The organism is Prescottella sp. R16, from assembly GCF_030656875.1.
Classification (GTDB): Bacteria; Actinomycetota; Actinomycetes; order Mycobacteriales; family Mycobacteriaceae; genus Prescottella.
On sequence record NZ_CP130943.1, the window covers coordinates 535,211 to 562,188 of the forward strand.

At 68.5% G+C, this 26,978-nt stretch carries 27 protein-coding genes and 1 pseudogene; 12 read left to right on the top strand and 16 right to left on the bottom strand.

The genetic code is table 11. From position 1 onward, the window contains the following. Positions 1 to 14: 14 nt before the first annotated feature. Entirely contained in the window at positions 15 to 2,309 is a 2,295-nt protein-coding gene (locus tag Q5696_RS02440) for a penicillin-binding protein (protein WP_305095106.1), read from the bottom strand. 312 nt (positions 2,310 to 2,621) lie between these two features. Between Q5696_RS02440 and Q5696_RS02445 the strand changes: the two genes are divergently transcribed. Continuing rightward, the gene (locus tag Q5696_RS02445; RefSeq protein ID WP_305093655.1) at positions 2,622 to 2,945 is read left to right on the top strand and encodes a WhiB family transcriptional regulator; all 324 of its coding nucleotides are present in this window, start codon (positions 2,622 to 2,624) and stop codon (positions 2,943 to 2,945) included. Between the two features lie 23 nt (positions 2,946 to 2,968). On the opposite strand, the gene bagB is transcribed toward Q5696_RS02445, so the two are convergent. After that, positions 2,969 to 4,126 (bottom strand): ATPase BagB, encoded by a 1,158-nt coding sequence (gene bagB, locus Q5696_RS02450; RefSeq protein WP_305093656.1) that lies wholly within the window; start codon positions 4,124 to 4,126, stop codon positions 2,969 to 2,971. After that, the gene (bagA, locus tag Q5696_RS02455; RefSeq protein ID WP_370654845.1) at positions 4,123 to 5,148 is read right to left on the bottom strand and encodes an ATPase BagA; all 1,026 of its coding nucleotides are present in this window, start codon (positions 5,146 to 5,148) and stop codon (positions 4,123 to 4,125) included. The genes bagB and bagA overlap by 4 nt, the downstream gene beginning before the upstream one ends. Before the next feature lie 49 nt (positions 5,149 to 5,197). Between bagA and sp36 the strand changes: the two genes are divergently transcribed. Both sp36 and Q5696_RS02465 read left to right on the top strand, forming a co-directional pair. Next, positions 5,198 to 5,362, top strand: coding sequence for a Sp36 family protein (sp36, locus tag Q5696_RS02460; protein WP_305093658.1), 165 nt, complete (start codon positions 5,198 to 5,200; stop codon positions 5,360 to 5,362). Positions 5,363 to 5,367: 5 nt separating this feature from the next. Continuing rightward, positions 5,368 to 5,853, top strand: coding sequence for a RidA family protein (locus tag Q5696_RS02465; protein ID WP_305093659.1), 486 nt, complete (start codon positions 5,368 to 5,370; stop codon positions 5,851 to 5,853). Between the two features lie 43 nt (positions 5,854 to 5,896). Here Q5696_RS02465 and Q5696_RS02470 read toward each other — a convergent pair whose 3' ends face one another. Beyond that, the gene (locus Q5696_RS02470) at positions 5,897 to 6,580 is read right to left on the bottom strand and encodes a TetR family transcriptional regulator (protein WP_305093660.1); all 684 of its coding nucleotides are present in this window, start codon (positions 6,578 to 6,580) and stop codon (positions 5,897 to 5,899) included. A 138-nt stretch (positions 6,581 to 6,718) separates the two neighbouring features. Between Q5696_RS02470 and Q5696_RS02475 the strand changes: the two genes are divergently transcribed. Further along, positions 6,719 to 7,486 carry an SDR family NAD(P)-dependent oxidoreductase gene (locus tag Q5696_RS02475; protein ID WP_305093661.1) on the top strand — a complete coding sequence of 256 codons (768 nt, stop codon included), beginning with the start codon at positions 6,719 to 6,721 and terminating at the stop codon, positions 7,484 to 7,486. A gap of 29 nt (positions 7,487 to 7,515) precedes the next feature. Then, positions 7,516 to 8,301: an MBL fold metallo-hydrolase gene (locus Q5696_RS02480; protein WP_305093662.1), complete on the top strand. Its 786-nt coding sequence runs from the start codon at positions 7,516 to 7,518 to the stop codon at positions 8,299 to 8,301. Here Q5696_RS02480 and Q5696_RS21400 read toward each other — a convergent pair. Both Q5696_RS21400 and Q5696_RS02485 read right to left on the bottom strand, forming a co-directional pair. After that, a pseudogene (locus tag Q5696_RS21400) lies at positions 8,223 to 8,471 on the bottom strand (hypothetical protein); the annotation flags it as partial. The gene Q5696_RS02480 and the pseudogene Q5696_RS21400 overlap by 79 nt on opposite strands. 168 nt (positions 8,472 to 8,639) lie before the next feature. After that, positions 8,640 to 8,852 carry a heavy-metal-associated domain-containing protein gene (locus tag Q5696_RS02485; RefSeq protein WP_305093663.1) on the bottom strand — a complete coding sequence of 71 codons (213 nt, stop codon included), beginning with the start codon at positions 8,850 to 8,852 and terminating at the stop codon, positions 8,640 to 8,642. 336 nt (positions 8,853 to 9,188) lie between these two features. On the opposite strand from Q5696_RS02485, the gene Q5696_RS02490 reads away from it, so the two are divergent. Further along, a complete protein-coding gene (locus Q5696_RS02490) occupies positions 9,189 to 9,392 on the top strand; it encodes a CDGSH iron-sulfur domain-containing protein (protein ID WP_305093664.1) in 204 nt (67 codons plus the stop codon). A gap of 465 nt (positions 9,393 to 9,857) precedes the next feature. On the opposite strand, the gene Q5696_RS02495 is transcribed toward Q5696_RS02490, so the two are convergent. Both Q5696_RS02495 and Q5696_RS02500 read right to left on the bottom strand, forming a co-directional pair. After that, positions 9,858 to 10,532, bottom strand: coding sequence for a Crp/Fnr family transcriptional regulator (locus Q5696_RS02495; RefSeq protein ID WP_072845440.1), 675 nt, complete (start codon positions 10,530 to 10,532; stop codon positions 9,858 to 9,860). A gap of 161 nt (positions 10,533 to 10,693) precedes the next feature. Continuing rightward, entirely contained in the window at positions 10,694 to 11,011 is a 318-nt protein-coding gene (locus Q5696_RS02500; RefSeq protein ID WP_305093665.1) for a hypothetical protein, read from the bottom strand. Positions 11,012 to 11,186: 175 nt separating this feature from the next. Between Q5696_RS02500 and nth the strand changes: the two genes are divergently transcribed. Genes nth through marP form a run of 4 tightly spaced genes read left to right on the top strand, consistent with a single transcriptional unit; the run spans position 11,187 to position 14,456 of the window. Continuing rightward, entirely contained in the window at positions 11,187 to 11,867 is a 681-nt protein-coding gene (gene nth, locus Q5696_RS02505; protein ID WP_305095107.1) for an endonuclease III, read from the top strand. A 5-nt stretch (positions 11,868 to 11,872) separates the two neighbouring features. Next, positions 11,873 to 12,538: a TlpA family protein disulfide reductase gene (locus Q5696_RS02510; protein ID WP_305093666.1), complete on the top strand. Its 666-nt coding sequence runs from the start codon at positions 11,873 to 11,875 to the stop codon at positions 12,536 to 12,538. Further along, entirely contained in the window at positions 12,535 to 13,269 is a 735-nt protein-coding gene (locus Q5696_RS02515) for an NUDIX hydrolase (protein ID WP_305093667.1), read from the top strand. The genes Q5696_RS02510 and Q5696_RS02515 overlap by 4 nt, the downstream gene beginning before the upstream one ends. Next, positions 13,266 to 14,456 (top strand): acid resistance serine protease MarP, encoded by a 1,191-nt coding sequence (gene marP, locus Q5696_RS02520; protein ID WP_305093668.1) that lies wholly within the window; start codon positions 13,266 to 13,268, stop codon positions 14,454 to 14,456. Before Q5696_RS02515 ends, marP begins: the two co-directional genes overlap by 4 nt. Positions 14,457 to 14,482: 26 nt before the next feature. Here the strand turns inward: marP and Q5696_RS02525 are convergent, their stop codons facing one another. Next, positions 14,483 to 15,142 carry a response regulator gene (locus Q5696_RS02525; protein WP_305093669.1) on the bottom strand — a complete coding sequence of 220 codons (660 nt, stop codon included), beginning with the start codon at positions 15,140 to 15,142 and terminating at the stop codon, positions 14,483 to 14,485. A gap of 16 nt (positions 15,143 to 15,158) precedes the next feature. Next, entirely contained in the window at positions 15,159 to 16,400 is a 1,242-nt protein-coding gene (locus Q5696_RS02530; RefSeq protein WP_305093670.1) for a sensor histidine kinase, read from the bottom strand. A 218-nt stretch (positions 16,401 to 16,618) separates the two neighbouring features. On the opposite strand from Q5696_RS02530, the gene Q5696_RS02535 reads away from it, so the two are divergent. Next, complete coding sequence (locus Q5696_RS02535) at positions 16,619 to 17,767, top strand: alpha/beta hydrolase (RefSeq protein WP_305093671.1); 1,149 nt, start codon at positions 16,619 to 16,621, stop codon at positions 17,765 to 17,767. Positions 17,768 to 17,771: 4 nt separating this feature from the next. Here Q5696_RS02535 and Q5696_RS02540 read toward each other — a convergent pair whose 3' ends face one another. From Q5696_RS02540 to nhaA, 3 genes are read right to left on the bottom strand one after another with little or no spacing between them, the layout of a single operon-like run. Continuing rightward, positions 17,772 to 18,707 carry an alpha/beta fold hydrolase gene (locus Q5696_RS02540; protein WP_305095108.1) on the bottom strand — a complete coding sequence of 312 codons (936 nt, stop codon included), beginning with the start codon at positions 18,705 to 18,707 and terminating at the stop codon, positions 17,772 to 17,774. 19 nt (positions 18,708 to 18,726) lie between these two features. After that, entirely contained in the window at positions 18,727 to 19,251 is a 525-nt protein-coding gene (locus Q5696_RS02545; protein WP_305093672.1) for a phage holin family protein, read from the bottom strand. A gap of 23 nt (positions 19,252 to 19,274) precedes the next feature. Then, entirely contained in the window at positions 19,275 to 20,483 is a 1,209-nt protein-coding gene (gene nhaA, locus Q5696_RS02550; protein WP_305093673.1) for a Na+/H+ antiporter NhaA, read from the bottom strand. Between the two features lie 227 nt (positions 20,484 to 20,710). Here nhaA and Q5696_RS02555 point away from each other — a divergent pair, with 227 nt between their 5' ends. Continuing rightward, positions 20,711 to 22,108 (top strand): MFS transporter, encoded by a 1,398-nt coding sequence (locus Q5696_RS02555; RefSeq protein WP_370654846.1) that lies wholly within the window; start codon positions 20,711 to 20,713, stop codon positions 22,106 to 22,108. A 15-nt stretch (positions 22,109 to 22,123) separates the two neighbouring features. Here Q5696_RS02555 and Q5696_RS02560 read toward each other — a convergent pair whose 3' ends face one another. From Q5696_RS02560 to acs, 3 genes are all read right to left on the bottom strand, one after another. After that, positions 22,124 to 22,474 (bottom strand): Zn-ribbon domain-containing OB-fold protein, encoded by a 351-nt coding sequence (locus tag Q5696_RS02560; RefSeq protein ID WP_305093674.1) that lies wholly within the window; start codon positions 22,472 to 22,474, stop codon positions 22,124 to 22,126. 149 nt (positions 22,475 to 22,623) lie between these two features. Then, positions 22,624 to 24,954, bottom strand: a complete 2,331-nt coding sequence (locus Q5696_RS02565) for an ATP-binding protein (protein WP_305093675.1) — start codon at positions 24,952 to 24,954, stop codon at positions 22,624 to 22,626. Positions 24,955 to 25,023: 69 nt separating this feature from the next. Further along, the gene (gene acs / locus Q5696_RS02570; protein WP_305093676.1) at positions 25,024 to 26,952 is read right to left on the bottom strand and encodes an acetate--CoA ligase; all 1,929 of its coding nucleotides are present in this window, start codon (positions 26,950 to 26,952) and stop codon (positions 25,024 to 25,026) included. Positions 26,953 to 26,978 lie beyond the last annotated feature (26 nt).

Genomic DNA, 26,978 nt, shown 5'->3' on the forward strand with positions numbered 1-26,978 from the left:
AAACCTGCTCGTGGTCAGCCGCCCGGCGTCGGCGCCGCCGTCCCGCTCGGTGTGGCCGACACCGATCCGTCGCTGACGTAGATCGTCACCGGCGAACCGGGCACCGCCAGACCCGACGGTGAACTCGACGTCACATCGTCCTTCGGGGCGTCCGACTTCGTGGGCACCACGTTCACCGTGAAACCGGCGTCCTTCAGCGCCGACGTCGCCGCATCCTGCGACATGCCGACGACGTTCGGCACCTGCGCTCCCTGGGAACCCCTGACGTACTTGTCGTCGACGGGCGGCAGGGCGGTGGGTCCGTAGTTGCCGACCACCGGCATCATCGCCTGGAACCACGTCTTGGCCGGTTCGGTACCGCCGTACAGGTTGCCGTCACCACACGGGCGCAGCGGTCCGGAACAGATTTCGCCGGGCGTCGTCGAATCGCCGTAGACGAGGACACTGGCCGCCAGATTGTTGGTGAAGCCGAGGAATCCCGACGACATGTGCGACTCGGTGGTGCCCGTCTTACCGGACATCGGCAGCTTCCAGCCGGCCGCGTTGGCGGCACCGAACGACGTGCCGCCCGGCTGGTCGTCCTTGCTGAGCGCCACGGACAGCGTGTCCGCCAGACCCGGTGCCACCACCTGCTCGCAGGCCTGCTGGTTGATGGCGACCGGGTTGCCCTCACGGTCGGTGATCGAGTCGATCGGCGACGGCGGGCACCACTTGCCGTGCGATGCGAGCGTCGCTGCGACGTTCGCGAGTTCGAGCGGATTGACCCATGTGGGACCGAGGGTGAACGAGCCGAGGTTCTGCTGCTTCTGCATGTCGGCCATGCTCTGGTCGCCGAAGCCGGACGATCCCGGAACGGTGTACGACCGCAGACCGAGTCGTACCGCCATGTCGACGGTCGGGGTGACCCCGGTCGACTGGATCAGTTTCACGAACGCCGTGTTGGGTGATTGCGCCAGCGCATCGGTCACCGACATTTTCGGGGCGTAGCTGTTGGAGGCGTTCTGCACGCAGTACGTCGCCGGCGGGCAGCCCGCCGCACCACCGTTGCCCATGCCCCGCGCCTCGAACCGCTGCGGCACGTCCAGGACCGCGCTGGTGCCGAGGCCCTTCTCCATCGCGGCAGCCGTGGTGAAGATCTTGAAGATCGAGCCTGCGCCGTGCCCGACGAGCGTGTACGGCTGCGGCTGGACGGTCTGCTCGGCCTCGGTGTCGAGACCGTACGTGCGACTCGACGCCATCGCCAGCACCCGGTGCTGATCCTGCCCGGGCTGCACCACGTTCATGACGTTCGCGATGCCGTCGAGCTTCGGGTCGGCGTTGGCGACCAGCGCGGACTTCACCGAACGCTGCACCGCCGGGTCGAGCGTCGTCTTGATCGTGTAGCCGCCGCGGTTGATCTCGTCGCGACTCAGACCGGTCGACGCCAGGTACTGCAGCGCATAGTCGCAGAAGAAGCCCTGGTCACCGGCGGCGATGCAGCCACGCGGCAGCGTGTTGGGCTGGGGGAGCACACCCAGCGGGGTGCTCTTGGCGGCGCGGATCTCCTCGGCCCGGTCCGGGATGTTCGCGATCATCGTGTCGAGAACCGTGTTGCGGCGTTCGAGAACACCCTCCGGGTTCGTGTACGGGTTCAGCGCCGAACTGGACTGCACCATGCCGGCGAGCATCGCCGCCTGCGGCACGGACAGGTCCTTGGCGTCGATACCGAAGTACGTCTGCGCCGCATCCTGCACCCCGAACGAGCCGTTGCCGAACGGCACCAGGTTCAGATAGCGGGTGAGGATCTCGTCCTTGGTGAGCTTCTTGTCGAGCGTCAGCGCCATCCGGATCTCCCGGATCTTGCGGGCCGGTGTCGTCTCGATCGCGGCCCGGCGTTCGGCGTCGTTCTTGGCGACCACGAGCAGCTGGTAGTTCTTCACGTACTGCTGGTCGATCGTCGACGCACCCTGCTGGACCTCACCGGTCGTGGTGTTCGTCATGAACGCCCGCATCGTGCCCTGCCAGTCGACGCCGTGATGGTCGGCGAAGCGCTTGTCCTCGATGGAGACGATCGCGAGTTTCATCTCGTTGGAGATCTGATCGCTCGGCACCTCGAAGCGGCGTTGCTCGTACAACCACGCGATCGGTTTGCCGGTGACGTCGGTCATCGTCGTCACTGCGGGGACGGTGCCCTCGACGAGTTCGGCGGAGACGTTGTCGACGGCGTCCGTGGCGCGGTTGGAGGCGTACCCGAACCCCCCTGCCAGCGGAAACAGGACTCCGGCGAGCAGGACACCGGCGAGGGCGGAGCAGCCCGCGAGCTTGGCGATCGTTTTGGCTCTCGACACGTCCTACACAGTACGTCGAACCGGCCGTTTGCCCGGTGTACGCGACCATCTGGACATGCGTCCGAGCATGAACAGGGGCTTTGATCAGGTCAAATGCCGCGAACTTGGCACGTATGTACCAGAATCTTCCGTCTCCGTCTTGCATCCCGGACGTTCTTTACCTAAATTGACTCTCACCGGTGTGATACAGCTAACACTGGATTAGGAATGTGGTGCAGTTCCCACGTGATACTCGGGAACTGTCGGAGCATTCCGGGCGCCGTGGGGAACGGCGTTCGGACGAAGGGGAACCGAATGCACATGACCAGCCCCGATACGAGGCTCGACTACGAGAAGGCAGAAGCTCGAATCCAGTGGGTCGCCCAGGCTCGATGCCGAGAGGTAGACCCCGACCAGCTCTTCGTCCGCGGCGCCGCACAGCGCAAGGCCGCAACCATCTGCCGGCACTGTCCGGTTCTCATGCAGTGCGGGGCGGACGCCCTCGACAACCGCGTCGAATTCGGGGTATGGGGTGGTATGACCGAACGCCAGCGCCGGGCCCTGCTCAAGCAGCACCCCGAAGTCGAGTCCTGGGCCACGTTCTTCGAGGCCCAGCGTCAGCACCAGTCCGTGGTCTGAACGGGCGGACCCGGGCGGGGCGCTCAGCCCCGCCGGGTCAACTGATCTCCCACGGCGCGCAGCGCCTCGAGATCCGACACCTCGAACGGCAGCGACGGCACCCCGATGATCGGGACATGGGGGTGCGACGCCGTGAACCTGCTCAGCAGCCGTACCTCGCGCCGTGCAGTCACCGCCCGCTGGGCGTGGATCCGCAGAACCGCCGACGTCAGTTCGTCCACCGGGTCCGTCGTATCCGACGAACCCCGCTCGTCGAGAACGTCCGCGCTGGTGAGCGCATGATCGGCGGGCAGCGGACACAGCGTCGGATGCGTTCGGTTGAGAACCAGCCCGGCGAGCGGCATGTGATCGTGCGAGAGCCGGTCGACGAAGAACGCGGCCTCGCGCAGCGCGTCCGGTTCGGCGGCCGCGATCACGACGAACTGCGTGCCCGGCTGTTGCAGCAGCTGGTACGTGCGGGTCGCCCGCTCCCGGAAACCCCCGAACATCGAGTCCAACGACTGCACGAACGCCGACGCATCGGACAGCATCTGGCTGCCCACCACCGTCGACACGCCCTTCAGGGCCAACCCCATCGCCCCGGTCACGAGCCGTCCGATGCCCCGGCCCGGTGCGGTGAGCAGCCGGATCATCCGTCCGTCGAGGAAAGCGCCGAGCCGCTGCGGCGCATCCAGGAAATCGAGCGCATTACGAGACGGCGGCGTGTCCACGACGACGAGATCCCAGCGATCGTCGGCGGCGAGCTGGCCGAGCTTCTCCATCGCCATGTACTCCTGCGTTCCGGAGAACGAGGTCGCCACCGTCTGATAGAAGGGGTTCGCGAGGATCTGCTCGGCCTTGTCGGGTGCCGAATGCTCGAGCACCATCTCGTCGAACGTGCGCCGCATGTTCAGCATCATCGCGTGCAGTTCACCCGTCGAACCCGGTGCGAGCTGCACCAGCTGCGGCTCGTTGTCCAGGTCCTGCACGCCCAGCGCCTGCGCGAGCCGGCGCGCCGGATCGATCGTCAGTACCGCGACCCGGCGGCCCTGCTCGGCCGCCCGCAACGCCATCGCCGCCGCCGTCGTCGTCTTCCCGACCCCGCCCGCGCCGCAGCACACGACGACGCGCGTGCCCGGATCGACGAGCACGGAACCCAGATCGAGAGCCGGCGCGGACCGCGGCCGTGTCGTCGCCGTCATCGCACACCCTGTTCGCTCAACTGCTCGGCGAGCTCGTACAGCCCCCCGAGGTCGACGCCGTCCACCAGCGCAGGCAGATACATGCGGGCCACCTCCACCTCGTCCAGCTGTGCGGCACTCTCGTCCTGCGCGGCCAGCGTGGCCGCATGCTCGATCGTCTCGGTCAGCAGACCGGCGAAGTCGTCGTCCGACAGCGTCACCCCCGCCCGGGACAGCCCGGTGCGCACCGCGTCGGCGTCGATCCGGCCCTTCGCGGCGTCGGCCAGCGCATCCTCGGGCAGGAACGCCGTACCGGTCCGGTTCACGATCACCGTGCCCATCCGCAGATCGGCGGCCTCGAGCTCGGCGACCGCATCCGCCGTCTCCTGCACCGGCAACGCCTCGAGCAACGTCACCAGATGCACCGCCGTCTCCTCCGAATGCAGCAACCGCACCACACCCTGGCTCTGCGAATGGATCGGACCGCCCTTCGCGAGATCCGACATCGCCCGGGTGACATCGAGGAACTTCCCGATCCGCCCGGTCGGCGGCGCATCCACCACCACCGCGTCGTACACCCGCCGGCCCTCCCGATCGGTGCGGACCACGCACTCCTTGATCTTGCCGGTGAGCAGCACGTCCCGCAGGCCCGGCGCGAGCGTCGTCGCGAACTCGACCGCACCGATCTTCTTCATCGCCCGGCCCGCGAAACCCAGGTTGTAGAACATGTCGAGGTACTCGAGGAACGCCGTCTCCAGATCGACGGCCAGCGCCACCACCTCGCCGCCGCCCTCCGCGGTCGCGATCTTGGTCTCCTGTGGCGGCAACGGCGGCACGTCGAACAACTGCGCGATGCCCTGCCGGCCCTCCACCTCCACGAGCAGCACCCGGCGCCCGCCCGCCGCCAGCGCCAGCGCCAACGCGGCAGCCACCGTCGACTTGCCGGTGCCGCCCTTGCCGGACACGAAATGCAGCCGCGCCGCGTCTGCGCCGGGCGGCCACGTGCCCTGCACTGTCCTGTTCGTCGGTGTCGCCACGAGCACGAGCCTATAAGTCGAAGACGCGATCCGGGCGGAGGATAGGCTCGGCGGCATGAGCGAATTGACGACGTGGGAGTACGCGACCGTGCCGCTGTTGACGCACGCGACCAAGGCCATCCTCGACCAGTGGGGCGGCGACGGCTGGGAACTGGTGACGGTGCTGCCCGGCCCGACCGGTGAGCAGCACGTGGCGTACCTCAAGCGCCCCAAGGCCTGACGCGCATGGCAGAGAACACGCAGTCGGATACGACGCAGTCCTGGACCGCGCGCCTCGCGGAACTGGGTATCGAACTGCCCGCCGTGGCCGCTCCCGTCGCGGCCTACGTGCCGGCCGTGCGCACCGGTAACCACGTCCACACGTCCGGTCAGTTGCCGTTCGTCGACGGCGCACTCTCGATCACCGGCAAGCTCGGCGCGGACGTGTCCGACGCCGACGCCAAGGCCGCCGCCCGCCAGTGCGCCCTCAACGCGCTCGCCGCGGTGGACGCGCTCGTCGGCCTCGATTCGATCGTGCGGATCGTCAAGGTCGTCGGATTCGTCGCCTCCGCCGAAGGATTCACGGCGCAGCCCGGTGTGGTCAACGGGGCGTCCGAGTTCCTCGGAGAGGTGTTCGGGGACGCCGGCGTCCACGCCCGTTCCGCCGTCGGTGTCGCCGAGTTGCCGCTCGGATCGCCCGTCGAGGTCGAACTGATCGCCGAGGTGCGCTGAGTCGCAGCCACGCCTGAGGCGCACCTCTGGAAAGAGGTGCGCCTCAGACGTTTCCGGGGGTCGGTGACATTCCCGACCGCACCTGCTCGACGAGTCGCCGCATGCAGTCGACGGCCAGTTCCGCCGGGCCGCCCGGACCGGACGTCGGTGCGTCGCTCGCCGCCCATGTCTCGACGGCCACCCGCATCGCGGCGTTCGCGGACGCCGCGACCAGTCGGACCGTCAAGGGGTCGGCATCGGGCCCCATCAGCGGCCCGATCGCCGCCACCAGTCCCTCTTCCGAATCGTGTTGCACGCGAAGCCACACCGCCTGCAGGCCGGGTTCGCTGCGGACAGTCCGCAGCAGCCCGCGCGTCCACTGCAGCATCTCCTCGCTCACGTCCCCGGACGGGGTGAGGGCCCGCCGGGTCGCCCGTTCGAGGGCGTGTGCGAGTGGCCGTGCGGCCGAATCGGGTCCGTCCTCCCCGGCCCTTTCCGCCTCCTCGGTGAGGTAGTCGATCCAGGTGGTCACGCCGCCCGCCAGCAGCGGAGAGACGGCGTCCTCCTTGGTGCGGAAGTACCGATAGAACGTGCGCAGGCCGATGCCCGAGGCCGCCGCGATCTCCTCGGCGGTCACCGCCGATGCGCCGCGCCGCGAGAACAACTCGGCGGCGTGATGCGAGATGTCGACTTGCGTCTGCATCTTGCGGCGCTCCGTCAGTGACGGCACGGATCGGGTGCCGGGCATGGGGCTGCTCCTCGGGTCGGGTCGAATCGGCAGCGTACTCGGTCGAATCCGAAAAATTTCCGAAACGCCTGACACAGCGTGCCAACTATGCCTATTGTGCCATCAGTTCGATCCGACCCCCGCGAAAGAGGACAGACCATGAAGCGTTTCGACGGACGCCGCGCACTCGTCACCGGAGCCGGCTCCGGCATCGGCCAGGCCGTGGTGGCCCGGCTCCTCGAAGAGGGCGCCACCGTGGCCGCCGCCGACGTGTCCGAGGCCGGTCTGGCGGTCACCCGGGAGCGCGCCGACACCGCCGGCGCCGCCGACCGGTTGCGCATCGTCGTCGCCGACATCTCCGACGAAACCTCCGTCCGCGAGAACCTCGGCGGAGCCATCGCCGACCTGGGTGGCCTCGACGTGCTCGTCAACGCTGCCGGCATCCTGCGCTCGTCGCACACCGCCGACACCACCCTGGACTTCTGGAACACCGTCATCGGCACCAACCTCACCGGCACCTTCCTCGTCACCCGGCAGTCGCTGCCCGCGCTGCTCGAGAACGGCAAGGGTGTGATCGTGAACTTCAGCTCCACGTCGTCGGAGTTCGCGCACCCCTACATGGCGGCCTACGCGGCATCCAAGGGCGGCATCCAGTCGTTCACCCACGCCATCGCCCTCGAATACGCCAAGCAGGGCCTGCGGGCCGTCTCGGTGCAGCCCGGAAGCATCGCATCCGGGATGACCAGCAACCCCGGTTTCCCCGAGGAGGGTTGCGATCCGTCGCTCATCGGCAAGCTGTACCCGTGGATCGGTGAGGGCTTCGCGCCGCCGGAGACCGTGGCGAGCGTCGTCGCGATGCTCGCGTCCGACGACGGCGCGTTCGTCACCGGCACCGAGATCCGCATCGACGGCGGCACCCACATGTGACGGCGTCGTCCTCGACTAGGGTGCGGGACATGACGATTGCGCACCCCGCGTACGCCCAGCTCCGCCAGGTCACGCCCGTCGCGGCGGTGATGCTCGAGCACAATCCGGGCATGTACTCGCTCGACGGCACCAATACGTGGATCCTGAGGGCGCCCGGGAGCGACGACTGTATCGTCGTCGACCCCGGCGAGGACGACCCCGAGCATCTCGCGCGCGTCGCCGGCGCCGGCACCGTCGTCCTGACGTTGATCTCGCACCGGCACCACGACCACACCGGCGGCATCGATCGGTTCCACGAACTGACCGGTGCCCCGGTGCGCGCGGTGCGCGAAGAATTCCGGCGCGGCGGGGGCGGCGGCCTCGACCACGACGAGACGATCGAGGCCGCCGGCCTCACCCTGCGCGTCCTGCGTACCCCCGGGCACACCGCCGACTCGGTGTCGTTCGTGATCGAAGGCGAAGGATCGGTCCTCACCGCCGACACCATCCTCGGCCGCGGCACCACCGTCCTCGACGCATCCGACGGCAACCTCCGCGACTATCTCGACTCCCTGCGGATGCTCATCGACCTCGGCCCCGGACGTGTCGGCCTGCCCGGCCACGGTCCCGAACTGCCCGACCTGCAGGCCGTCGCCCGGTACTATCTCGCCCACCGTGAGGACCGCCTCGCGCAGGTGCGCGGCGCCCTCGACGTCCTCGGAGCCGACGCCGACGTCCGCGCCGTCGTCGAACACGTCTACACGGACGTCGACGAAACCCTGTGGCCCGCGGCCGAGCAGTCGGTGCGGGTGCAGCTGGAGTACCTGCGCAGCTGACGTCGAACTCGGTATGCGTTCGGCCTGAGCGATCCGGTGGCACCCGGCGAGGGTCGCCAGGTGAGGTCTTCCTGACAACGGGAGCCCGTAGCCCCGGATTCGACCTGGACGGTGGCGACATCCACATCGGTGGTGAGGGTCCACGCGTGCAGGTCGTGGACGTCGGCGACAGTGTTGTCGGACTGCGACGGAGGCGCGACCCGACGGTCCTCGGGGGCTTGTGGTGAATGCCGCTGCGGGACGCACTCGAACTGTGTGCGCGTAGGCCTCGGGCCTTGGATCTGTAACGAGCCGACCAGGCCCGAGGTCTACGAAGGGTTCGCGTAGCCGGGGGGTCGTCAGTTGCCGGCGATCCGGTACCCGGCCTGCTCGACGGCCTGCTCGACGGCGGCGTCGCTGATCGGGTCGTCGCTGGTCACGGTGATGCTGCCGGCCGCGAGATCGACGTCGACATCGGTGATGCCGGGGATCTGCTCGACCTTGCCGGTGACCTTGCCGACGCAACCTCCGCAGGTCATGCCGGTGACGCGGTAGGTACTTGTGTTGGACATGCGTGTCCTTTCTTTCTTGTGGTTACCGCCCGGGCGGAGATGCCCGGAGGTGATATCTCTGCCCGGCCTGGCGGCGAACCCCGAGGTGCGCCGCCAGGCCGGGCCGTTCCTGTTCGTATCCGCAGCCCTTGCCCCTGGGGGTGAGATCGGGTTGCCAGAGATAACCATACCCCCGTAGGGTAACCGGTCAATTGGAGCGGGCAGTCTGATCCCGATCGCGTGCCGCCGTGAGCGGTGACCGGGAGTCCCTCTCGCAGGGTGTTGTTTCGAGGATGAAAGGCCGAGTGCATGTCCCACCGTCAGGGAGTCGACGATCGGAACGCAGGGCAGCCGCCCGTGACGGTCACAACGGTCGACAACGGTCCGCTGCAGATCAAAGGTCCTGTGCGCGTGGTGGATCACGGCGGCGCCGTCTACGAGTTGAGCGGTGGAAAGACTGTTTTCCTCTGCCGTTGCGGCGCGTCTCGATCCAAACCCTTCTGCGACGGCACACACGCGAAAGTGGGCTTCACAGCCACCGAGCGCGCCGAATCGCCGTGAGTGCCGCCCCTTTCGTCCCGGCACGAAGCATCAGGACCTCGTAGCAAGGAGTGACCCATGGGCATCGGTAGCGATCTCGGTCGAACTGTGGCGTCAGCCTCTCGGTCGCCCGTCGTCCGCGTACTGGCGCGTTGTCTGGTCGGCTGCGCGCTGGCAGCCGTATCCGGTCGAGTGGCATCCGCTCCCGAAGCGCGCTCCGATGGTGGATGCCACTGACTTCGGCCCACTCCGAGGAACGCGGATTCGTCAGGCTTGCCGAGGAACTGCGATTCGGGTGGGGGCGTCGGGGTTCCGGCGCCGCATCAGCGTTCCGGGAAGGACGATCGCTGCACATGTGATCGTGACGAGACCATGAAGGCTCATGCCACTGTGCCGCCGAAGTCCGCGATACAGCGAAGCCGCCCCGTCTCTGTGGGAGACGAGGCGGCTTCGAACGCGAATCTTCAGATGTAGATCCGGTCGCGATCAGCGGGCGCGGCGTGCCAGGCGCTCCGAATCGGAGATGAGCACGCTCTTGCCTTCGAGACGCAGCCAACCGCGGTGCGCGAAGTCGGCGAGTGCCTTGTTGACGGTTTCGCGGGACGCGCCGACCAGCTGCGCGATCTCTTCCTGCGTGAGGTCGTGCGTCACGCGGAGCGAACCGGCCTCCTGGGTGCCGAACCGCTGTGCGAGCTGCAGCAGCGCCTTGGCGACACGACCCGGGACATCGGTGAAGATCAGGTCCGCGAGGTTGTTGTTGGTGCGACGCAGCCGGCGGGCGAGGACGCGCAGCAGCTGCTCCGCGATCTCGGGGCGCTGATCGATCCACGACTTGAGGGCGTCACGATCCATCTGCACCGCACGGACCTCGGTGACGGTGGTGGCCGTCGACGTGCGGGGACCCGGGTCGAAGATCGACAGCTCACCGAACATGTCGGACGGGCCCATGATCGTCAGCAGGTTCTCACGACCGTCCGGCGACCGCCGACCGAGCTTGATCTTGCCGGAGACGATGATGTACAGCCGATCACCGGGCTCACCCTCGTTGAAGATGACGTGCCCGCGTGGGAAGTCGACCGGCTGAAGCTGCTTGACCAGCGCAGCCACCGCCGAGGGCTCGACTCCTTGGAAGATGCCGGCTCTGGCGAGAACCTCGTCCACGTGCGCTCCTAAAAACTGTTCGTCGAATGCAAGTTTCGGCACGGCGACACGGGAGACATGCAACCGGTGCGTACGAAGTCTACTTGTAGTGGCTGTGTGACGAGTCACGGACACCACAGCGAGTTTCGCGACTTTTCCGGCAATCCGCTCCGGACCCGGCGTCAGCTCGCGCGGCGGTCGGCCTGCGGGCCGTCGTCCGGGTCGTCCCCGGGCGCAGGGACGGCGTGCAGATCGTCGCGCGATTCGGTGTCGGCGGAGCCGTCCCGGCCACGCTTGCGGCGGCGATTGAACCGGGCCATCGCGTGCGGGAACCCCTCGTTCGCGAGGGTCGCGACCTCGTCCTGACTCGCCTGGTCGAGGAACTCCTCGACCTCCTGCTCACGGACCGTCAGCCGACGGAGACGGAACTCGACCCGCTCCATGGCCAGCGCGAACAGCATGAGCAGCACAGGAAACAGCACGACAGCCAGACCTTGCATACGGGGAAGTAAACACTGCGAAGGTCTCGGATGCGACACAGTCCGGAAACCGGCCGGGTACGCAGTCCGTAGAGTTGTCGGGGTGCACGAGACCAGAGCAGACAACGACGAATCGGGCGCGCAGACGACCGTCACGGGCGAATCCCGGCTCGCGTTGGTGCGCCGCGCCCGGCGGATGAACCGCCGACTGCAGGTGGCCTTCCCGCACGTCTACTGCGAGCTCGACTTCACGAATCCGCTCGAGCTCACGGTCGCCACGATCCTGTCCGCGCAGTGCACGGACGTGCGGGTCAACCAGGTAACTCCGGCCCTGTTCGCGCGCTACCGGGACGCCCGCGATTACGCGGAAGCGGACCTCACCGAACTCGAGGAGTACATCCGCAGCACCGGTTTCTACCGCAACAAGGCCACGTCGATCATCGGTCTCGGGCAGGCGCTGCTCGAACGCCACGACGGTGAGGTTCCGCGCACGCTGAAGGAGCTCGTGGCGCTGCCCGGGATCGGCCGCAAGACCGCGAACGTCGTCCTCGGCAACGCGTTCGGCGTGCCCGGAATCACAGTCGACACCCACTTCGGGCGGCTCGTCCGACGCTGGAAATGGACCGACGAGACCGATCCGGTCAAGGTCGAGCACGCCGTCGGCGCGCTCGTCGAACGCAAGGAGTGGACCGACCTGTCGCACCGCGTGATCTTCCACGGCCGCCGCGTGTGCCACTCCCGGACGCCCGCGTGTGGGGTGTGCGTGCTCGCCAAGGACTGCCCGTCGTACGGTCTCGGCCCCACCGACAAGGTCACGGCTGCCAAGTTGGTGAAGGGGCCCGAAACCGAACATCTACTCGAACTGGCAGGTGTGTGAGCGGCATGCGGATATCGAGCGGAGCGCGGTGGAGTCTGGCCGCGCTGATCGTGATCGTGGCGTTGGTCGTCGCGATCTGGCCGCGCGACAACGGCGGAGAACAGGTCGGCGACTACCCCGGATCGGGCCGGTCGACCGCCCAGTTGGAGCGGCGGGCCGCCGACACCCCGGAAGCCCTCGCACCGCTGCGCGCCGACGCCGACCTCGCCGCGTGCCCCGCCCCCACCGGCCCGGCCCCGGACGGTGCGGTCCTTGCGGGCATCACTCTCGAATGCCTCGGCGACGGCAGCCCCGTCGACCTGGGGGCGGCACTGGCCGGCACCCCCGTCCTGCTCAACATCTGGGCCTACTGGTGCGGACCGTGCCGGGAAGAACTGCCGTATCTGCAGCAGTACGCGGATCGGGCGTCCGGCGCGGTTACCGTGCTGACCGTGCACACCGACCCCCACGAGGCCAACGGACTGAGCCGCCTCGCCGAATACGGCGTCCACCTGCCCGGCGTCCAGGACGGGTCCGCCCGCGTCCAGGCCGCCGTCGGATCGCCGTCGGTGCTGCCGGTGTCGGTGCTGATCCGGCCCGACGGCACGGTCGCGAAGATCCTGCCGCAGCAGTTCCGCAGTGTCGACGACATCGCCGCCGCCGTCCACGAGCACCTGGGAGTCACCGTATGACCGGGCGTCTCGTGGATCCCGCGGCCGCACCGGAATGGTTGCGCGCCGTCACCCACACGCTTCCCTCCGACCCCAACCGGGTCAACCCCATCCTGAACCGGCGTCCCCCGCACGGCCGACCGGTGCGTCCCGCGTCGGTGCTGGTGCTGTTCGGCGGATCCGTCGACGCCGACCCCGTCGCGGTCGGTGGCCTGCCCGCCGACGCCGACATCCTCCTGACCCAGCGGGCGTCGACGATGCGCCAGCACAGCGGCCAGATCGCCTTCCCCGGCGGCGCCGCCGACCCCGAGGACGACGGCCCCGTCGACACCGCACTGCGGGAAGCGGAAGAAGAGACCGGGCTGCTCCGGTCCGGTGTCCGACCGCTCGCGACACTGCCCGAGATCTTCATCCCGCCCTCCGGATTCGATGTCACCCCCGTCCTCGCGTACTGGCACGACCCCAGTCCCGTCGGCGTCGTCGACGCCGCCGAGGCCGAACGTGTGGTCCGGGTACCGGTGCGCGACCTGATCGACCCCGACAACCGGTTCCAGGTCCGGCACCGTGCCGGCTACCAGGGGCCCGCATTCGAGGTCGACGGCATGCTCGTGTGGGGGTTCACCGCCGGCGTCCTCGCCGGCCTGTTCGCGGTGTCCGGGTGGGAACTCGACTGGGACCACCGCGACGTCCGGGACCTCGACGTCACACTGACCCGGATCGCGACCGGCGTAGGTGAAGAGGGGGAGCGTTGAGCGGATCCGGATGGATCGACCTGGCCGTCGTCCTGGTCGCGTTGCTGGCCGCATCGTCGGGATGGCGGCAGGGGGCGGTGGCGTCGGCCCTCGCGTTCCTGGGCGTCGTGCTCGGCGCCGTCGCCGGCATTCTCGTCGCCCCGCACGTGCTCGTCCACGTCGACGAGGGCCGGATGCGGGTCCTCGCCGGGATCGCCCTCATCGTCGTGCTCGTCGTGATCGGCGAGGTCGCCGGCATGGTGCTCGGCCGCGCCGCCCGCGGCAGCATGCACAGTCCCGTCGCCCGTGGTGTCGACAGCACCGTCGGTGCCGGACTGCAACTCGTCGCGGTCCTCGCCGCGGCCTGGCTGCTCGCGATCCCGCTCGCCACGTCCACACAGGCGAACGTCGCGACCGCCGTCCGCGGCTCGAAGGTCCTCAGCACCGTCGACGACGTCGCCCCCGACTGGCTGCGGCAGGTACCCGGCGAATTCTCGGCGCTGCTCGACACGTCCGGCCTGCCCGACGTCATCGGACCGTTCGGACGCACCCCGATCACCGACGTGGAACCACCCGACCCGAGTGTGCTCGCGAGCCCGATCGCCCAGCAGCTGCAGCCGAGCGTGCTGCGGATCCGCGGTGCCGCCCCGAGCTGCCAGAAGGCGCTCGAAGGCTCCGGTTTCGTCGTCGAACCCGGACGGGTGATGACCAACGCGCACGTCGTGGCCGGCACCACGACGGTCGTCGTCGACACGGCTGCCGGACCGCTCGACGCCCACGTCGTGGTGTTCGATCCGGCCGTCGACGTCGCGATCCTCGACGTCCCCGGGCTGTCCGCGCCGACGCTGGACTTCGCGCCCGATCCGGCCCGGACCGGTGACAGCGCGATCGTGCTCGGCTACCCGGGCGGCGGCCCGTACACGGCCAGCGCCGCTCGCATCCGCGAGATCCTGAACCTCCGTGGCCCCGACATCTACCGAGACGGCACCGTCGAACGTGAGGTGTACACGGTGCGCGGGTCGATCCGCCAGGGCAATTCGGGGGGCCCGCTCGTCGACGAGCAGGGCCGGGTTCTCGGTGTCGTGTTCGGTGCCGCCGTGGACGACAGCGACACCGGGTTCGTCCTCACCGCGAACGAGGTGTCGCGCCAGCTCGAGCAGGCCGACGGCTCCACTGCTGCCGTCGACACCGGGGTGTGCATCGTCTGATCCGGAAGGGACCGGGAATACGTCTCCTAGCCCTTGGGGCGGACGAGTCCGGACTCGTAGGCGTAGACGGCGGCCTGGGTGCGGTCCCGGAGCTGCAGTTTGCCGAGGATCCTGCCGACGTGGGTTTTGACGGTTTCCTCCGAGACGAAGAGCTTCGCCGCGATCTCGTTGTTGGACAGACCGCTCGCGATGAGGACGAGCACCTCCGACTCGCGTGCCGTGAGAGCGTGCACCCGCGCGGTGTCGTCGCGAGGCTGCTCCAGGCGGCAGAACTCGGTGATCAGCCGCCTGGTGAGATCGGGCGAGAGCAGTGCGTCGCCACGTGCGACGGTTCGGACGGCGTCGGCGAGGTCGGCGGCGGATGCCTCCTTGAGGAGGAATCCGGCCGCGCCCGCCCGCAGTGCCTGATAGACGTACTCGTCGAGGTCGAAGGTGGTGAGCACCAGGACGTGGGGTGCCGACCCGCCGGCGGCGACGATCCGGCGGGTGGCCTCGATGCCGTCGAGGAACGGCATCCGGATGTCCATCAACACGACGTCCGGCTCCAGTTCCGCCGCCAACGCGACAGCCTCGACCCCGTTGCCCGCGGTTGCGATCACGTCGATGTCCGCTGTCGCGCCCAGCAGAACCGAGAAGCCGTCACGAACCATCGCCTGATCGTCGGCGATGACGACTCGGATGCTCATGCTCGGAGATTGTCGTTCACGACGTCGCCGCCCGGGTGGGCAGCTCGGCCCGGACCTCGAATCTGCCGGACTGCGTGGGACCCGCGGTCAGGTGACCTCCGAGCATCACCGCGCGTTCGCGCATGCCGATCAGCCCGTGACCGTCGGTGGGGGACAGGTCCATCGTCGGGGTGGGCTGCGGCGGCCTGTCGTTGGACACGCACAACGTGACCGCCTCCCCGGTGTGGACGAGTTCGACGCGGGTGGCTGCCCCTGACGCGTGGCGCACCACGTTGCTCGAGGATTCCTGCAGAATTCGGTACAGCGCCAGCTGAACCCCATCGGGGAGGGTGTCCAGAGGGCCGCGTCGATCGAGGGTGACGGTGACGCCGGCCGCGCGCATCGAATCGACCAGTGCCGGTATGTCGTCCAACGACGGCTGGGGCGTCGTCGGAGCGGCACCGTCCGGGGTCGGCCGGAGCACCCCGAGGAGGGCCCGTAGCTCGGCGAGACCGTCGAGTGCCGTCTCCCGAATCTGCCGGAACTGGTTCACGAGCTCGTCCGGGGGGTTCTCGACACGGTACGGCGCCGCCTGGGCCTGGATGGAGATCACCGACATGTGGTGCGCGATCACGTCGTGGAGTTCCCGGGCGATCGCCGATCGCTCCTCGAGAACGGTTCGCTGGGCCCTCTCTCGGGCGTTCAGCTCCATCTGGGCGGCCAGATTCGCCCGGTCGGTCCGCCACCCGTGCGCCAGGATGCCGAGGGCGACCGCACACGCGAACTCCATGGCCGCGGCACCCACGACGAGCCAGGACCCGATCTGCATCCCGAGCAGTTCGAGCACCACCGCGACAGCGACACTCACCACTGCCGCAACGAGGGCGGTGGCCGTCCGGACCCGGAAGGCCAGCAACGCCAGGACGATCGCGTGGACCAGCCACATCCACTGCTGGTTGTCGTAGCTCGGTGGATGGGCGACAGCCTGCACGACGACGAACCCCAGCGAGATCCACCAGGCCGGCACCGGCCACCGCAACGCCACGACGATCGTCGCCGCGTGCGCCGTCGCCAGCACCATCGCGGTGTCGTCCGCCCCCGTCATCGACAGCAGAACCGCGAGGACGACGAGAAGTACGTGAGGGAGCCACCGCAGTGCGCGTGGCCACGAGAGCCCGGGCAGCGGCATCGGCTCGAGGGTGAAGAGTTCACCGGAACCGGCCCGGACCGCATCGGCCAGGCTCGATCCGGACGGGTTCGGGTGCGGTGCGGCTTCCACGTCGTCGATTGTCGGCCACCCGTGCGGGTGGGCGCGTCCCTCGTGAGAGCTACCCGGGAAGTTGGCTCTCTCGGGGGAGGTGGACGCCCGGCCTCGCGGCCGACAGTGAAGGGGTCGATCGACCCTCACATTTCTTCACACCCACAGGAGCGGAAACCACGATGCCGACCGATTCACCCGGCCTACCCACACGTATTGCACGCGCAGTCGCAGCGACGGTGGCCACGCTCATCGCCGTGCTGCTCGCGACCGTCATGATCGGCGCCTACTTCCCGTCGATCCCGAAGGTGGGCCTGTTCGGCCCTGTCCTCGGCGGCCAGTACCCGTTCCACATGGCCCTCTTCGCGCTGTGCGGGACCGTCCTCGCGCTGCTCGCCTGGCGCGCCGGGCTCCGCCGATGGGGTGCCGCGATCACCGCGATCGGTTCCGTCGCACTCGTTGCGGCGCTGGGGATCGGCAGCACCCAGATCGTCGCGGCGGCCGGAGCCGACACCGACATCTCCTGGCGGGATGTCGGCACGCAACTCGCGTACCCGGGAACCACACCCGACGCGATCCGTACCTACACCGTCCGCGACGGCGAACCTCTCGATGTCGACGTGTACCTGCCGGCGGGCCACGACCCGGCCGACCTGTCGGCGGGGAAGATTCCTGCCGCGATCCTCGCGCACGCCGGTGGTTTCCACACGTTCGACAAGGCGGACCTGCGGGGGACGGGCCGTTGGCTCGCCGACCGCGGCGTCGCCGTGTTCGCCGTGCAGTACCGGCTGGCCACGCAGGACCGACCCACCTGGGAGGCGGCACCGCAGGACCTGGTCACCTCGTTGCGCTGGGTGCGCGAGCACGCCGACGAGTACGGACTCGACCCCGATCGGATTGCCCTGGGCGGAATGTCTGCCGGCGGCACCCTGGCGATGAACACGGCCTACCGCCTGCAGAACGGCACGCTGACCGCCACCGACGGAGGCCCGACTCCGCCCCCGCCGGCATCGGTCGTCGGCTTCTATCCGGGCAACGACGTCACCGAGATGTGGGAACGGGACGTTCTCGGCAGCCGTAACGCCGCGGAACTGTTCACCGGTGGCACCCCCGATCAGGTCCCGGACCGCTACGCGGAGGTCTCCCCGCTCGCTGCCGTCGGGCCCGGTCTGCCGCCCACCCTGCTGGTTGTCGGCGACCGCGACCACAGCGCGCCACCGGCCTCCGTCCGTCGACTCCACGACGAGCTCCGCGCCAACGGTGACGATTCCACCCTCGAGGTGCTGCCCTTCGCCGATCACGCCTTCGACGACGCGTACGGCAGCCTTCCCGCACAGCACAGTCGGCAGATCCTGCTCGACTTCCTGACCTCCGACAAGAACGGTTGACCGCTCAGCGCGACGCGAGCGCGAAGCGCAGCATTTCGGCCGTCACCTCGGCGGGTGCCTCCTGGTGCGCGAAGTGGCCGACGTCGGGGATCGAGTGCAGCTGCTGACCCGGTGCGTGCCGGGTGGAGCGTTCGACGGTCCGTTTCAGTACGTACGGGTCGAGGTCGCCGTGGATCTGCAGGACCGGGATCGACACCTGCTGATCCATCGCGGTCATGAACCGTTTCCCGTCGGGACGGAACTGGCTGCGGAATGCCCACCGCTGATATTCGAGCGCGGAGTGGGCGACGCGGGGGATGCGGATCGCGGACCGCAGCCGGGCGGCCACGTCGGCGAACTCGGTCGTCTCCGGCCAGACCGGCCCGGACCGTGCGCGCAGCAGCCGCTCGACCTCGAAGCCGTCGTCGCGCACCAGACGCCGTTCGGGACGCCACGGCACCTGGTAGTCGAGGAACGTCGGCAGCAGTGCCCGGCGTTGACCGCGATCGCGCAGGACGGCTTCCTTGAGCGCGATCGGGTGCGGTGAACCGACCAGCCCGATGGAGCGCACCAGCCGGGGGTGCAGGAGCGCGGTGGCCCAGCAGACCAGGCCACCGTCGGCGTGCCCGATCAGGGTGGCGTTCGTGTGCCCCATCGCCCGGATCAGGCCGGCGATGTCCCCGGCGAGGGTCCAGCCGTCGTAGCCGCGGGGCGGGGTGTCGGTGTCGCCGTAGCCGCGCAGATCGACGGCCGCGGTCCGGAAACCGGCGTCGGCGAACACCGGCAACTGGTGTCGCCACGACCACCAGAAGTCCGCGAAACCGTGCAGCAACAACACCAGGGGCGCGTCGGGCCGGGACGGCCCGGTTTCGGCGATGTGGATGCGGATGCCGTTGGCATGGATGTCACGATGCGTCCACGGTCCGTCGAAACGGACCGTGGACGGGTCGGGTTGTGTCACGGGTACGGTCACGGCCGAATCAGCCGACGGCGCCCGTTCCCGAGCCGAGCGGCGAGCCGGCCTCCGGGCGCTGGCCCGGCAGCACGGTCGCGGCCTGCTTGAGGGAGTCGATGGTCTTGTTCGGTGCCCGCAGCTTGCGCACCCGCAGGTAGCCGAGCAGGGCGAGAACGCCGGTGACCGCGAGCATCAGCACGAACACGATCAGGAACGACGCCCACCGGTCGAGCCACACGCTGAGCAGTTCGGCGAGGAAGAAGAAGAAGAAGAACGCGCTGAAGATCAGCACCGCCAGCGCGAGGATGAAGAACAGGCTGCCCTGCAGGCCCTTCTTCACCTCGCTGGTGACCTCGGCCTTCGCGAGCTCGACCTCGGCCCGGAACAGCGTCGAGACCTGGGCGGTCGCATCGCGGACGAGCGTGCCGATCGACGCCGACTGCGGATCGTGGAGATCGGTGAGCGGGATCGAGGAGACCGTCGTCGGGACACCGTCGCCGGTGGGCCGGCTTCCGCTGCCTGTGCCGCCGTTGCCGTTGGTGAAGCTCACTTGTCGACCCCTCCAGGTTCTTCTCACGCGTCGGTGACAGTGGTGCGGGCCTGATGGACCCGTCCGCGTCGCAACAGTAGCGCCGATCCGATCAGTGACGCAGCCAACGATGTCATGAGGACTGCCGCTTTCGCGATGTCCGCCTCGCTGCCGTCGCCGACACCTGCGAGTGCAAGATCGGCCACCAGAAGGCTAACGGTGAACCCGATCGCGCCGAGCACCGACAGGGCGAACATGTCGCGATAACCGAGCCGGCTGGGTTTCGTGGCGATCCCGAGGCGGATCGCGAGCCACGAGACGCCGAAGATGCCGACGGTCTTGCCGACCAGCAGGCCCAGGACGATCGCGAGCGAGATCCGGTCGGTGAACAGCTTGCCGAGCACGTCCCCGTTGATCGGGACGCCCGAGGCGAACAGCGCGAACAGGGGCACGCACAGTGCCGCCGACCACGGCTGGAGTCGGTGCTCGAGGCGGCCGGCGGGTGCGGTCTTCTCTCCGGGATCGGTGCGGACGCGGGTGAGCAGGCCCAGCGCGACACCGGCCAGGGTGGCGTGGATACCGGCCTCGTGCATGCTGTACCAGGTGAGCAGGGCCAGCGGAACGTAGAGCAGTGGTGTGGTGACGCGTTTGCGCTGGGCCACCCAGTAGACGACCAGGCAGGCCACGGCCGACAGGATCCACAGCAGTGCGATCGAACTGGTGAACAGCACCGCGATGAGGAGGATCGCGAGCAGGTCGTCGACGACGGCGAGGCTGAGCAGGAAGACGCGGGCGCTGGCGGGGATGCGGGAACCGGTGAGGGCGAGGACGCCGAGCGCGAATGCGATGTCGGTGGCGACCGGGATCGCCCAGCCGCGGTCCATGCCGGGGGCGCCGGCGCCGACGACGGCCGCGATGATCGCGGGCAGCACGACACCACCGCAGGCCGCGATGATCGGCAGGGCGGCCTTCTTGCGGTCGGCGAGTTCGCCGATGACGAGTTCGCGTTTGAGTTCGATGCCGGCGACGAAGAAGAAGACGGCGAGCAGGCCGTCCTGCGCCCATGTGCCGAGGCTGAGGTTCAGGTGCAGGGCGCTGGGACCGATCTGCCAGTCCCGCAGCGCTGTGTAGGCGTCGGAGAAGGGGGAGTTCGCCCAGATCACGGCGACCGCGGCGGCGATCAGGAGGATCGAGCCGCCCACTGTTTCGGTGCGGAGGTAGCGGCCCAGATCGGTACGTGCGGCAGTGGTCAACGAAAGCCTCTCGTCTGGATGTATACGGGTACGACGAATGCGTCGCCGACCAGACTTCCCGGCACTCCTGCCTCGGATCTTAACGGGTTCTTTGTGGGTGAATGCGCCGGACCCCTCGTTTGCGCTGCCGACTGCACACGGTGTTCAATTCCTACCTATTGGGATGATATTCCAATACTCGAGATATGCCTGTTTTGTGGGCAGGTGAGTGCGTAGGAGTGTGCAGCGTGAGCGAACGCGTGGAAGCCGTCGAACGCGGCGAGGAACGAACAGCGGCCGAGGGGGACGGGGACACAGTCGCGGGCGTACCTCGGCGGCGGATCGTCGTGGCCAGCATGGTCGGCACGTCGATCGAGTTCTACGACTTCTATATCTATGCGACCGCCGCGGTGTCGGTCTTCCCGCACCTGTTCTTCCCCAAGGGCAACGACTCGACCGCCCTGCTGGCGTCGTTCGCGACGTTCGGTCTCGCGTTCGTCGCCCGCCCGCTCGGTTCGATCGTGTTCGGTCACTTCGGTGACCGGGTCGGCCGGAAGGCCACCCTCGTCGGGTCGCTGCTCACGATGGGTATCGCGACGTTCCTCATCGGACTGCTGCCCACCTATCACGCGGTCGGACTGTGGGCGCCGGCACTGCTGGCGCTGATGCGGTTCTGTCAGGGACTCGGTCTCGGCGGCGAGTGGTCCGGTGCCGCGCTGCTGGCGACGGAGACCGCGAAGAGCGGCAAGCGGGCATGGGCCGCGATGTGGCCGCAGTTGGGTGCGCCCATCGGCTTCTTCCTCGCGAACGGCTTGTTCCTGCTGATCACGTTGATGCTCGGCTACACCAGCAGTGCCGATCCCGATCTCGACAGCGCGTTCCTCACCTGGGGTTGGCGAATCCCGTTCCTGCTGAGCGCACTGATGGTGATGATCGGTCTGTACGTGCGCCTCAAGCTCGAGGAGACGCCGGTGTTCGCGCGGGCCGTCGCCAACGGCGAGAAGGTCAAGACCCCGCTCACCGAGGTCTTCAAGACCAGCTGGCGTCAGCTGATCATCGGCACGTTCGTGATGCTCGCGACGTACACGCTCTTCTACATCATGACGACGTGGGTGCTCAGCTACGGCACCGGCGAGACCGCGGCCGAGGGCGGGTACGGGGCGGGCTTCCAGTACCGCGACTTCCTGGTGCTGCAGCTGGTCGCAGTGGTGTTCTTCGCGGCGACGATCCCGGTTGCGGGTTGGCTCGCGGACCGCTTCGGCCGACGCAGCACGTTGCTCGTCATCACCGCCGCGATGATGGTGTTCGGCCTGGCGTTCGGTGTGATCCTCGATCCCGAGGGCATGGGTGACGCCCGCATGCTGGGATTCCTGATCGTCGGCATGATCCTGATGGGCCTGACCTTCGGCCCGATGAGTGCGGTGCTCCCGGAGCTGTTCCCCACGAACGTCCGCTACACGGGGTCGGGCATCGCGTACAACACGTCGAGCATCCTGGGTGCCGCGGTGGCCCCGTTCATCGCGACGTGGCTGGCCACCGAGTACGGAGTCGGCTGGGTCGGGATCTATCTGCTGATCGCGTCGGCGCTGACGTTCGTGTCGCTGCTCGTCATGCGGGAGACGAAGGACCAGTCGCTCGACAGCTGACGGACACCGCGTAGGTCACTGCTGGACGAACAACGGGTAGAGCTCACCCGGGATCATCTGGTCGTACCGGACGCGGATGGGCATGTGCCGGGTGTCGGGGGCGCCCTCGATCCACGCGTACGTCCATGGGCCGTCGTCGAGGGCGACGATCGCGATCGTGTACGACGTGAGGTCGGTCCACGTGCGATCGGAGATCTCGACGACGGTCCACGAGACGATCGAACCGGTGCCCGACGACGGTGCTCGACCGATCTCGGTTCCGTGACACCTCGAGCAGACCGAGGCGTCCGGTGCGAGTAGTTCGCTGCAGTCGTCGCAGCGGCCGATCGTGAAGGTGTCCACGGTGGTGATGTGGTGAGCGTGCATCGGGTGACCTCGACTTCGAGTGGCTTGGGGAAGCTTGGGCTGTCCGACTGCCACTTTTCCGTGGAGGGTGCCACCCCGGCGACGGTAGAAGTACCGGGACGGCTACCTGTTTTCGAGGCGGGTACCTACCCGGAACCGGGTTTTGCAGGTCAGTCCGTTCCGGTATGGGGGTTACGGTCGCGTTCGACCACCCATGCCGCGATCTGCGTCCGGGACGAGAACCCGAGTTTCGACAGGATGTGCTCGACGTGCCCCTGGACGGTGCGTGTGGAGATGACGAGTTGATCGGCGATCGCCTGGTTCGTCAGACCCTCCGCGACCAGTCCGGCGACCTCCTGCTCCCGAGGGGTCAGCACGGAGACCTCGCGGTCGGCGGGAGCGGCGTCCGGTAGCCGGTCGTCGATCGCGAACGTGACGATCTCGTCGACCGTCATCCGTGATCCCCGGCGGGTGGCGGCGTCGAATCCACGGTCGCCGAGACTGCGCCGGTCCACGTAGACGGCCTGGTCCCGGTTGTAGCGCAGCGCCGGTATCACGACGCCCGGGTTGCCGACGGCGGTCCAGAGCGTGTCGGCGGCGCCGAGCAGGATCACGCCGCGCCGGTACTCACGTCGGGCGGTGGCGGTCCAGGCGAGCGCTTCCACACAGATCGCCGTGCCGATGAGATCGTCGAGGTCCCGGCTCAGCCTCAGCGACTGCTCGAACAGTGGCCGCGCCCGCACCGGATCGTCGTGCCACAACGCGATTCCTTGCATGCTCAGCGCATAGGAACGGTAGAGCGACTCACCGTGGGTCCCGGTGATCTCGAGGATTTCCGTGGTGTACGCGTCGTTGGCGGCCCGATCGCGCAGCACCGCGGTCGCGGTGGCGAGGCCGAGGAGGGTGGACAGGAGGATCAGCAGGTCGTCTCCGGCCCGGACGGCCTCGAGGATTCCTCCCAGCAACCGGATCGCCTCGGCCTGGTCGCCGGCGTAGATCCGCACGTGTCCGGCGGCATGCGTGGCGAGGATCTCGGCCGCCCGGTCCCCGAGCCGGGCCGCGGTGTCGTGTGCCTCGATCACCGTGGCGGCTCCCTTGGCGATGTCACCTTGGTTCGCGGCGAGGATCGACACTGCGGCCAGTGCCTGCACGCGTTCGAGTGTCGGTGTCCCGCCCTGCGCGTCGAGCAGTCGCCGGAACCAGAGTCGTCCCTCGTTGAAGAGGCCGCGGGAAACCCAGAAGACGTAGAGCATGTTCGCGATCCGCAGTCCGTTCCCGGCCTCGCCGGGCTGCGTCGTGCAGTATTCGAGCGCGTCCCGGAAATTGGACCGCTCCCGGGTGAGCCGCGCGAGCCACGCGGGCTGCGCCGGACCGATCCATTCCCTCTCTATCCGCCGGGTCAGCTCCTGGTACCAGTCCCGGTGCCGTCTGCGCTGCGTCTCGTACTCGCCGGCCTCGACGAGTCTCGCGAGCCCGTACTCCTGCAGTGTCCCGAGCATCCGGTACCGGACGACGCCGGAGTACTCCTCGCGGATCAGGATCGACTTGTCGACGAGGGACACGACGACGTCGAGCAGATCGTCGGGGTCCAGGCCGTCGGCCGCGATCGCCTCCGCGGCGTCGAGTTCGAATCCGTGCGAGAAGATCGACAGCCGCCGCCACAGCTCCTGTTCGGTGGTGGTGCACAGGTCGTGGCTCCAGTCGATGCTCATCCGCAGCGTCTGCTGTCGTCCGGGGGCGGTGCGGCTGCCGCCGGTGAGGAGCCGGAACCGGTCGGTGAGTCGTTCCAGAATCTGATACACCGACATGGACCGCAGCCGGGCCGCGGCGAGCTCGATGGGCAGCGGAAGCCCGTCCAGTTCGGAACAGAGAGCGGCGACCGTGTCCCGGTTGTCGTCGGTCAGCGCGAATCCGGGTACCGCGGTGGCGGCCCGCTCGACGAACAGCTTCGTCGCCTCGTACTGCGCGAGGTCCCGCGGCGGGAGGGGGTCCTCCCGCCGCGGGACACTCATCGGCGGCACCCGCAGCACCGTCTCGCCGGCGATCGAGAGCGGTTCCCGGCTCGTCGCGATGATCCGCAGCCCCGGACTCGAGCGCAGCAGTGTCTCGGCGAGCTTCGCGATCGCGTCGATCAGGTGCTCACAGTTGTCGAGAACGAGCAGCAGATTCCGGGTGCTCAGGTATTCGGTGACGATCTGGGCGGTCGGGACCGCGGTCTGCTGCCGCAGGCCCAGAGCACCGGCGACCGTCTCCGCCACCAGTTGCGAATCGCGGCGTTCCCCGAACTCGACGAGCCAGGCGCCGTCGTCGAACGCGTGCCGGATCGACGACGCCACCTGCAGGGCGAGCCGGGTCTTGCCGACTCCGCCCGTGCCGGTGAGCGTCACCAGACGAGATGCCGAGAGCAGCCGTCGCACCTCGGCCACCTCGCCTCGGCGGCCGACGAAACTGGTCAGATCCTGAGGCAGGTTCCCGATCCTGCCGCGCACGGCGCGTGACATCCGTGGCCCTTCGTTCGGTCCCCTGCGGTCACGGTACGCCGCGATCGGGGCCCGCGCGGCGGGAACGCGTTACGCGCCGCGGATCGCGTCGAACACCTTCGGATCGACGAGCGTGGACGTGTCACCCAGGTCCCGGCCCTCGGCGACGTCACGCAGCAGCCGTCGCATGATCTTGCCGGAGCGGGTCTTCGGCAGTTCGGGGACGACGGTGATCTGCCGGGGCTTGGCGATGGGGGAGATCTCGGTGGCGACCTGCGCGCGCAGTTCCGCGACGAGCGTGTCCCCGGCATTCGTGACACCCTCGCGCAGGATCACGTACGCGACGATGCCCTGACCGGTGGTCTCGTCGAACGCGCCGACGACGGCCGCCTCCGCCACCGACGGATGCCCGACGAGCGCCGACTCGACCTCGGACGTGGAGATCCGGTGCCCGGAGATGTTCATGACGTCGTCGACGCGGCCGAGGACCCACAGGGCGCCGTCGTCGTCGTACTTGGCGCCGTCACCGGCGAAGTACCAGCCCTGCTCCGCGTAGCGGGACCAGTAGGTTTCCCGGAAACGGTCCATGTCTCCCCACACCCCGCGCAGCATCGCCGGCCACGGCTGGTCGAGGACGAGGTACCCGGACCGGCCGTTGCCGAGGACCTCGCCGAAGTCGTCGACGACCTTCGCGGAGATCCCGGGCAACGGTGCCATCGCCGACCCCGGCTTGGTGGCGGTGACGCCGGGTAGCGGGGAGATCATGATGGCGCCGGTCTCGGTCTGCCACCACGTGTCGACGATCGGGCAGCGGCCCGCACCGATCACCTCCCGGAACCAGCGCCACGCCTCCGGGTTGATCGGCTCACCCACCGACCCGAGCAGCCGGATCGACGACAGGTCGTGGGCGTCGGGGATCTCGCGACCCCACTTCATGAACGTGCGGATCAGCGTCGGGGCCGTGTAATAGATGCTGACACCGTACTTCTCGATGATCTCGAAGTGCCGGTGCTCGTTCGGCGAATTCGGGGTGCCCTCGTAGACCACCTGGGTGGCACCGTTGCTCAGTGGCCCGTACACGATGTACGAGTGTCCGGTGACCCAGCCGATGTCGGCGGTACACCAGTACACGTCCTGACCGGGTTTGTGGTCGAACACGTAGTGGTGGGTGTACGACGCCTGCGTCAGATAACCGCCGGACGTGTGGACGATGCCTTTGGGGCGGCCCGTCGTGCCCGACGTGTACAGGATGAACAGGGGATGTTCGGAGTCGAACGACTGCGCCTCGTGTTCGGGGGACGCCTTCTCGACGGTGTCGTGCCACCACAGGTCCCGGCCCTCGGTCATGTCGACGTCGATCCCGGTTCGCTTGACCACCAGCACGTTCCGGACCGATTCCGCGCCGTCGACCGCCTCGTCCGCGGACGGCTTCAAAGCGGCGGCCTGCCCGCGTCGCCACTGGCCGTCGACGGTGACGACGAGCTTGGCCTCGGCGTCGTCGACGCGGGAGCGCAGCGCGGTCGCGGAGAATCCGCCGAAGACGACCGAATGGGTCAGACCGAGCCGGGCACACGCGAGCATCGTGACGATCGCTTCGGGGATCATCGGCATGTACACCGCGACCCGGTCACCGGCCACCAGTCCGAGATCGGTGAAAGTGTTTGCTGCACGGCACACTTCGTCGAGCAACTGCTTGTAGGTGATGCTGCGGCTGTCGCCGGGCTCGCCCTCGAAATGGATCGCCACCCGATCCCCGTTGCCGGCCAGCACGTGCCGGTCGACGCAGTTGTAGGCGACGTTCAGCCGGCCGCCGACGAACCACTTCGCGACGGGCGCATCGGACCAGTCGAGCACCTCCGTCCACGGAGTCGCCCAGTCCAGACGCCGCGCCTGGTCGCTCCAGAACGCCGACCGGTCGCGGTCGGCCGCGGCCTGCAACTCGGGGCCGGCATTCGCCGTGGCCACGAACTCCGCGCTGGGCGGGTAGACCTCGGGGGCGTCGGTAGCACTGCTCGTCATCTCGGCTTGCCTTCTTTCCGGGTATC

Coding starts and splice junctions, on each gene's coding strand:
- Q5696_RS02445 (WP_305093655.1), top strand. CDS start 2,622: ATGCACATGACCAGCCCCGATACGAGGCTCGACTACGAGAAGGCAGAA.
- bagB (WP_305093656.1), bottom strand. CDS start 4,126: ATGACGGCGACGACACGGCCGCGGTCCGCGCCGGCTCTCGATCTGGGT.
- sp36 (WP_305093658.1), top strand. CDS start 5,198: ATGAGCGAATTGACGACGTGGGAGTACGCGACCGTGCCGCTGTTGACG.
- Q5696_RS02465 (WP_305093659.1), top strand. CDS start 5,368: ATGGCAGAGAACACGCAGTCGGATACGACGCAGTCCTGGACCGCGCGC.
- Q5696_RS02470 (WP_305093660.1), bottom strand. CDS start 6,580: ATGCCCGGCACCCGATCCGTGCCGTCACTGACGGAGCGCCGCAAGATG.
- Q5696_RS02475 (WP_305093661.1), top strand. CDS start 6,719: ATGAAGCGTTTCGACGGACGCCGCGCACTCGTCACCGGAGCCGGCTCC.
- Q5696_RS02480 (WP_305093662.1), top strand. CDS start 7,516: ATGACGATTGCGCACCCCGCGTACGCCCAGCTCCGCCAGGTCACGCCC.
- Q5696_RS02485 (WP_305093663.1), bottom strand. CDS start 8,852: ATGTCCAACACAAGTACCTACCGCGTCACCGGCATGACCTGCGGAGGT.
- Q5696_RS02500 (WP_305093665.1), bottom strand. CDS start 11,011: ATGCAAGGTCTGGCTGTCGTGCTGTTTCCTGTGCTGCTCATGCTGTTC.
- nth (WP_305095107.1), top strand. CDS start 11,187: ATGAACCGCCGACTGCAGGTGGCCTTCCCGCACGTCTACTGCGAGCTC.
- Q5696_RS02510 (WP_305093666.1), top strand. CDS start 11,873: ATGCGGATATCGAGCGGAGCGCGGTGGAGTCTGGCCGCGCTGATCGTG.
- Q5696_RS02515 (WP_305093667.1), top strand. CDS start 12,535: ATGACCGGGCGTCTCGTGGATCCCGCGGCCGCACCGGAATGGTTGCGC.
- Q5696_RS02525 (WP_305093669.1), bottom strand. CDS start 15,142: ATGAGCATCCGAGTCGTCATCGCCGACGATCAGGCGATGGTTCGTGAC.
- Q5696_RS02560 (WP_305093674.1), bottom strand. CDS start 22,474: ATGCACGCTCACCACATCACCACCGTGGACACCTTCACGATCGGCCGC.
- Q5696_RS02565 (WP_305093675.1), bottom strand. CDS start 24,954: ATGTCACGCGCCGTGCGCGGCAGGATCGGGAACCTGCCTCAGGATCTG.
- acs (WP_305093676.1), bottom strand. CDS start 26,952: ATGACGAGCAGTGCTACCGACGCCCCCGAGGTCTACCCGCCCAGCGCG.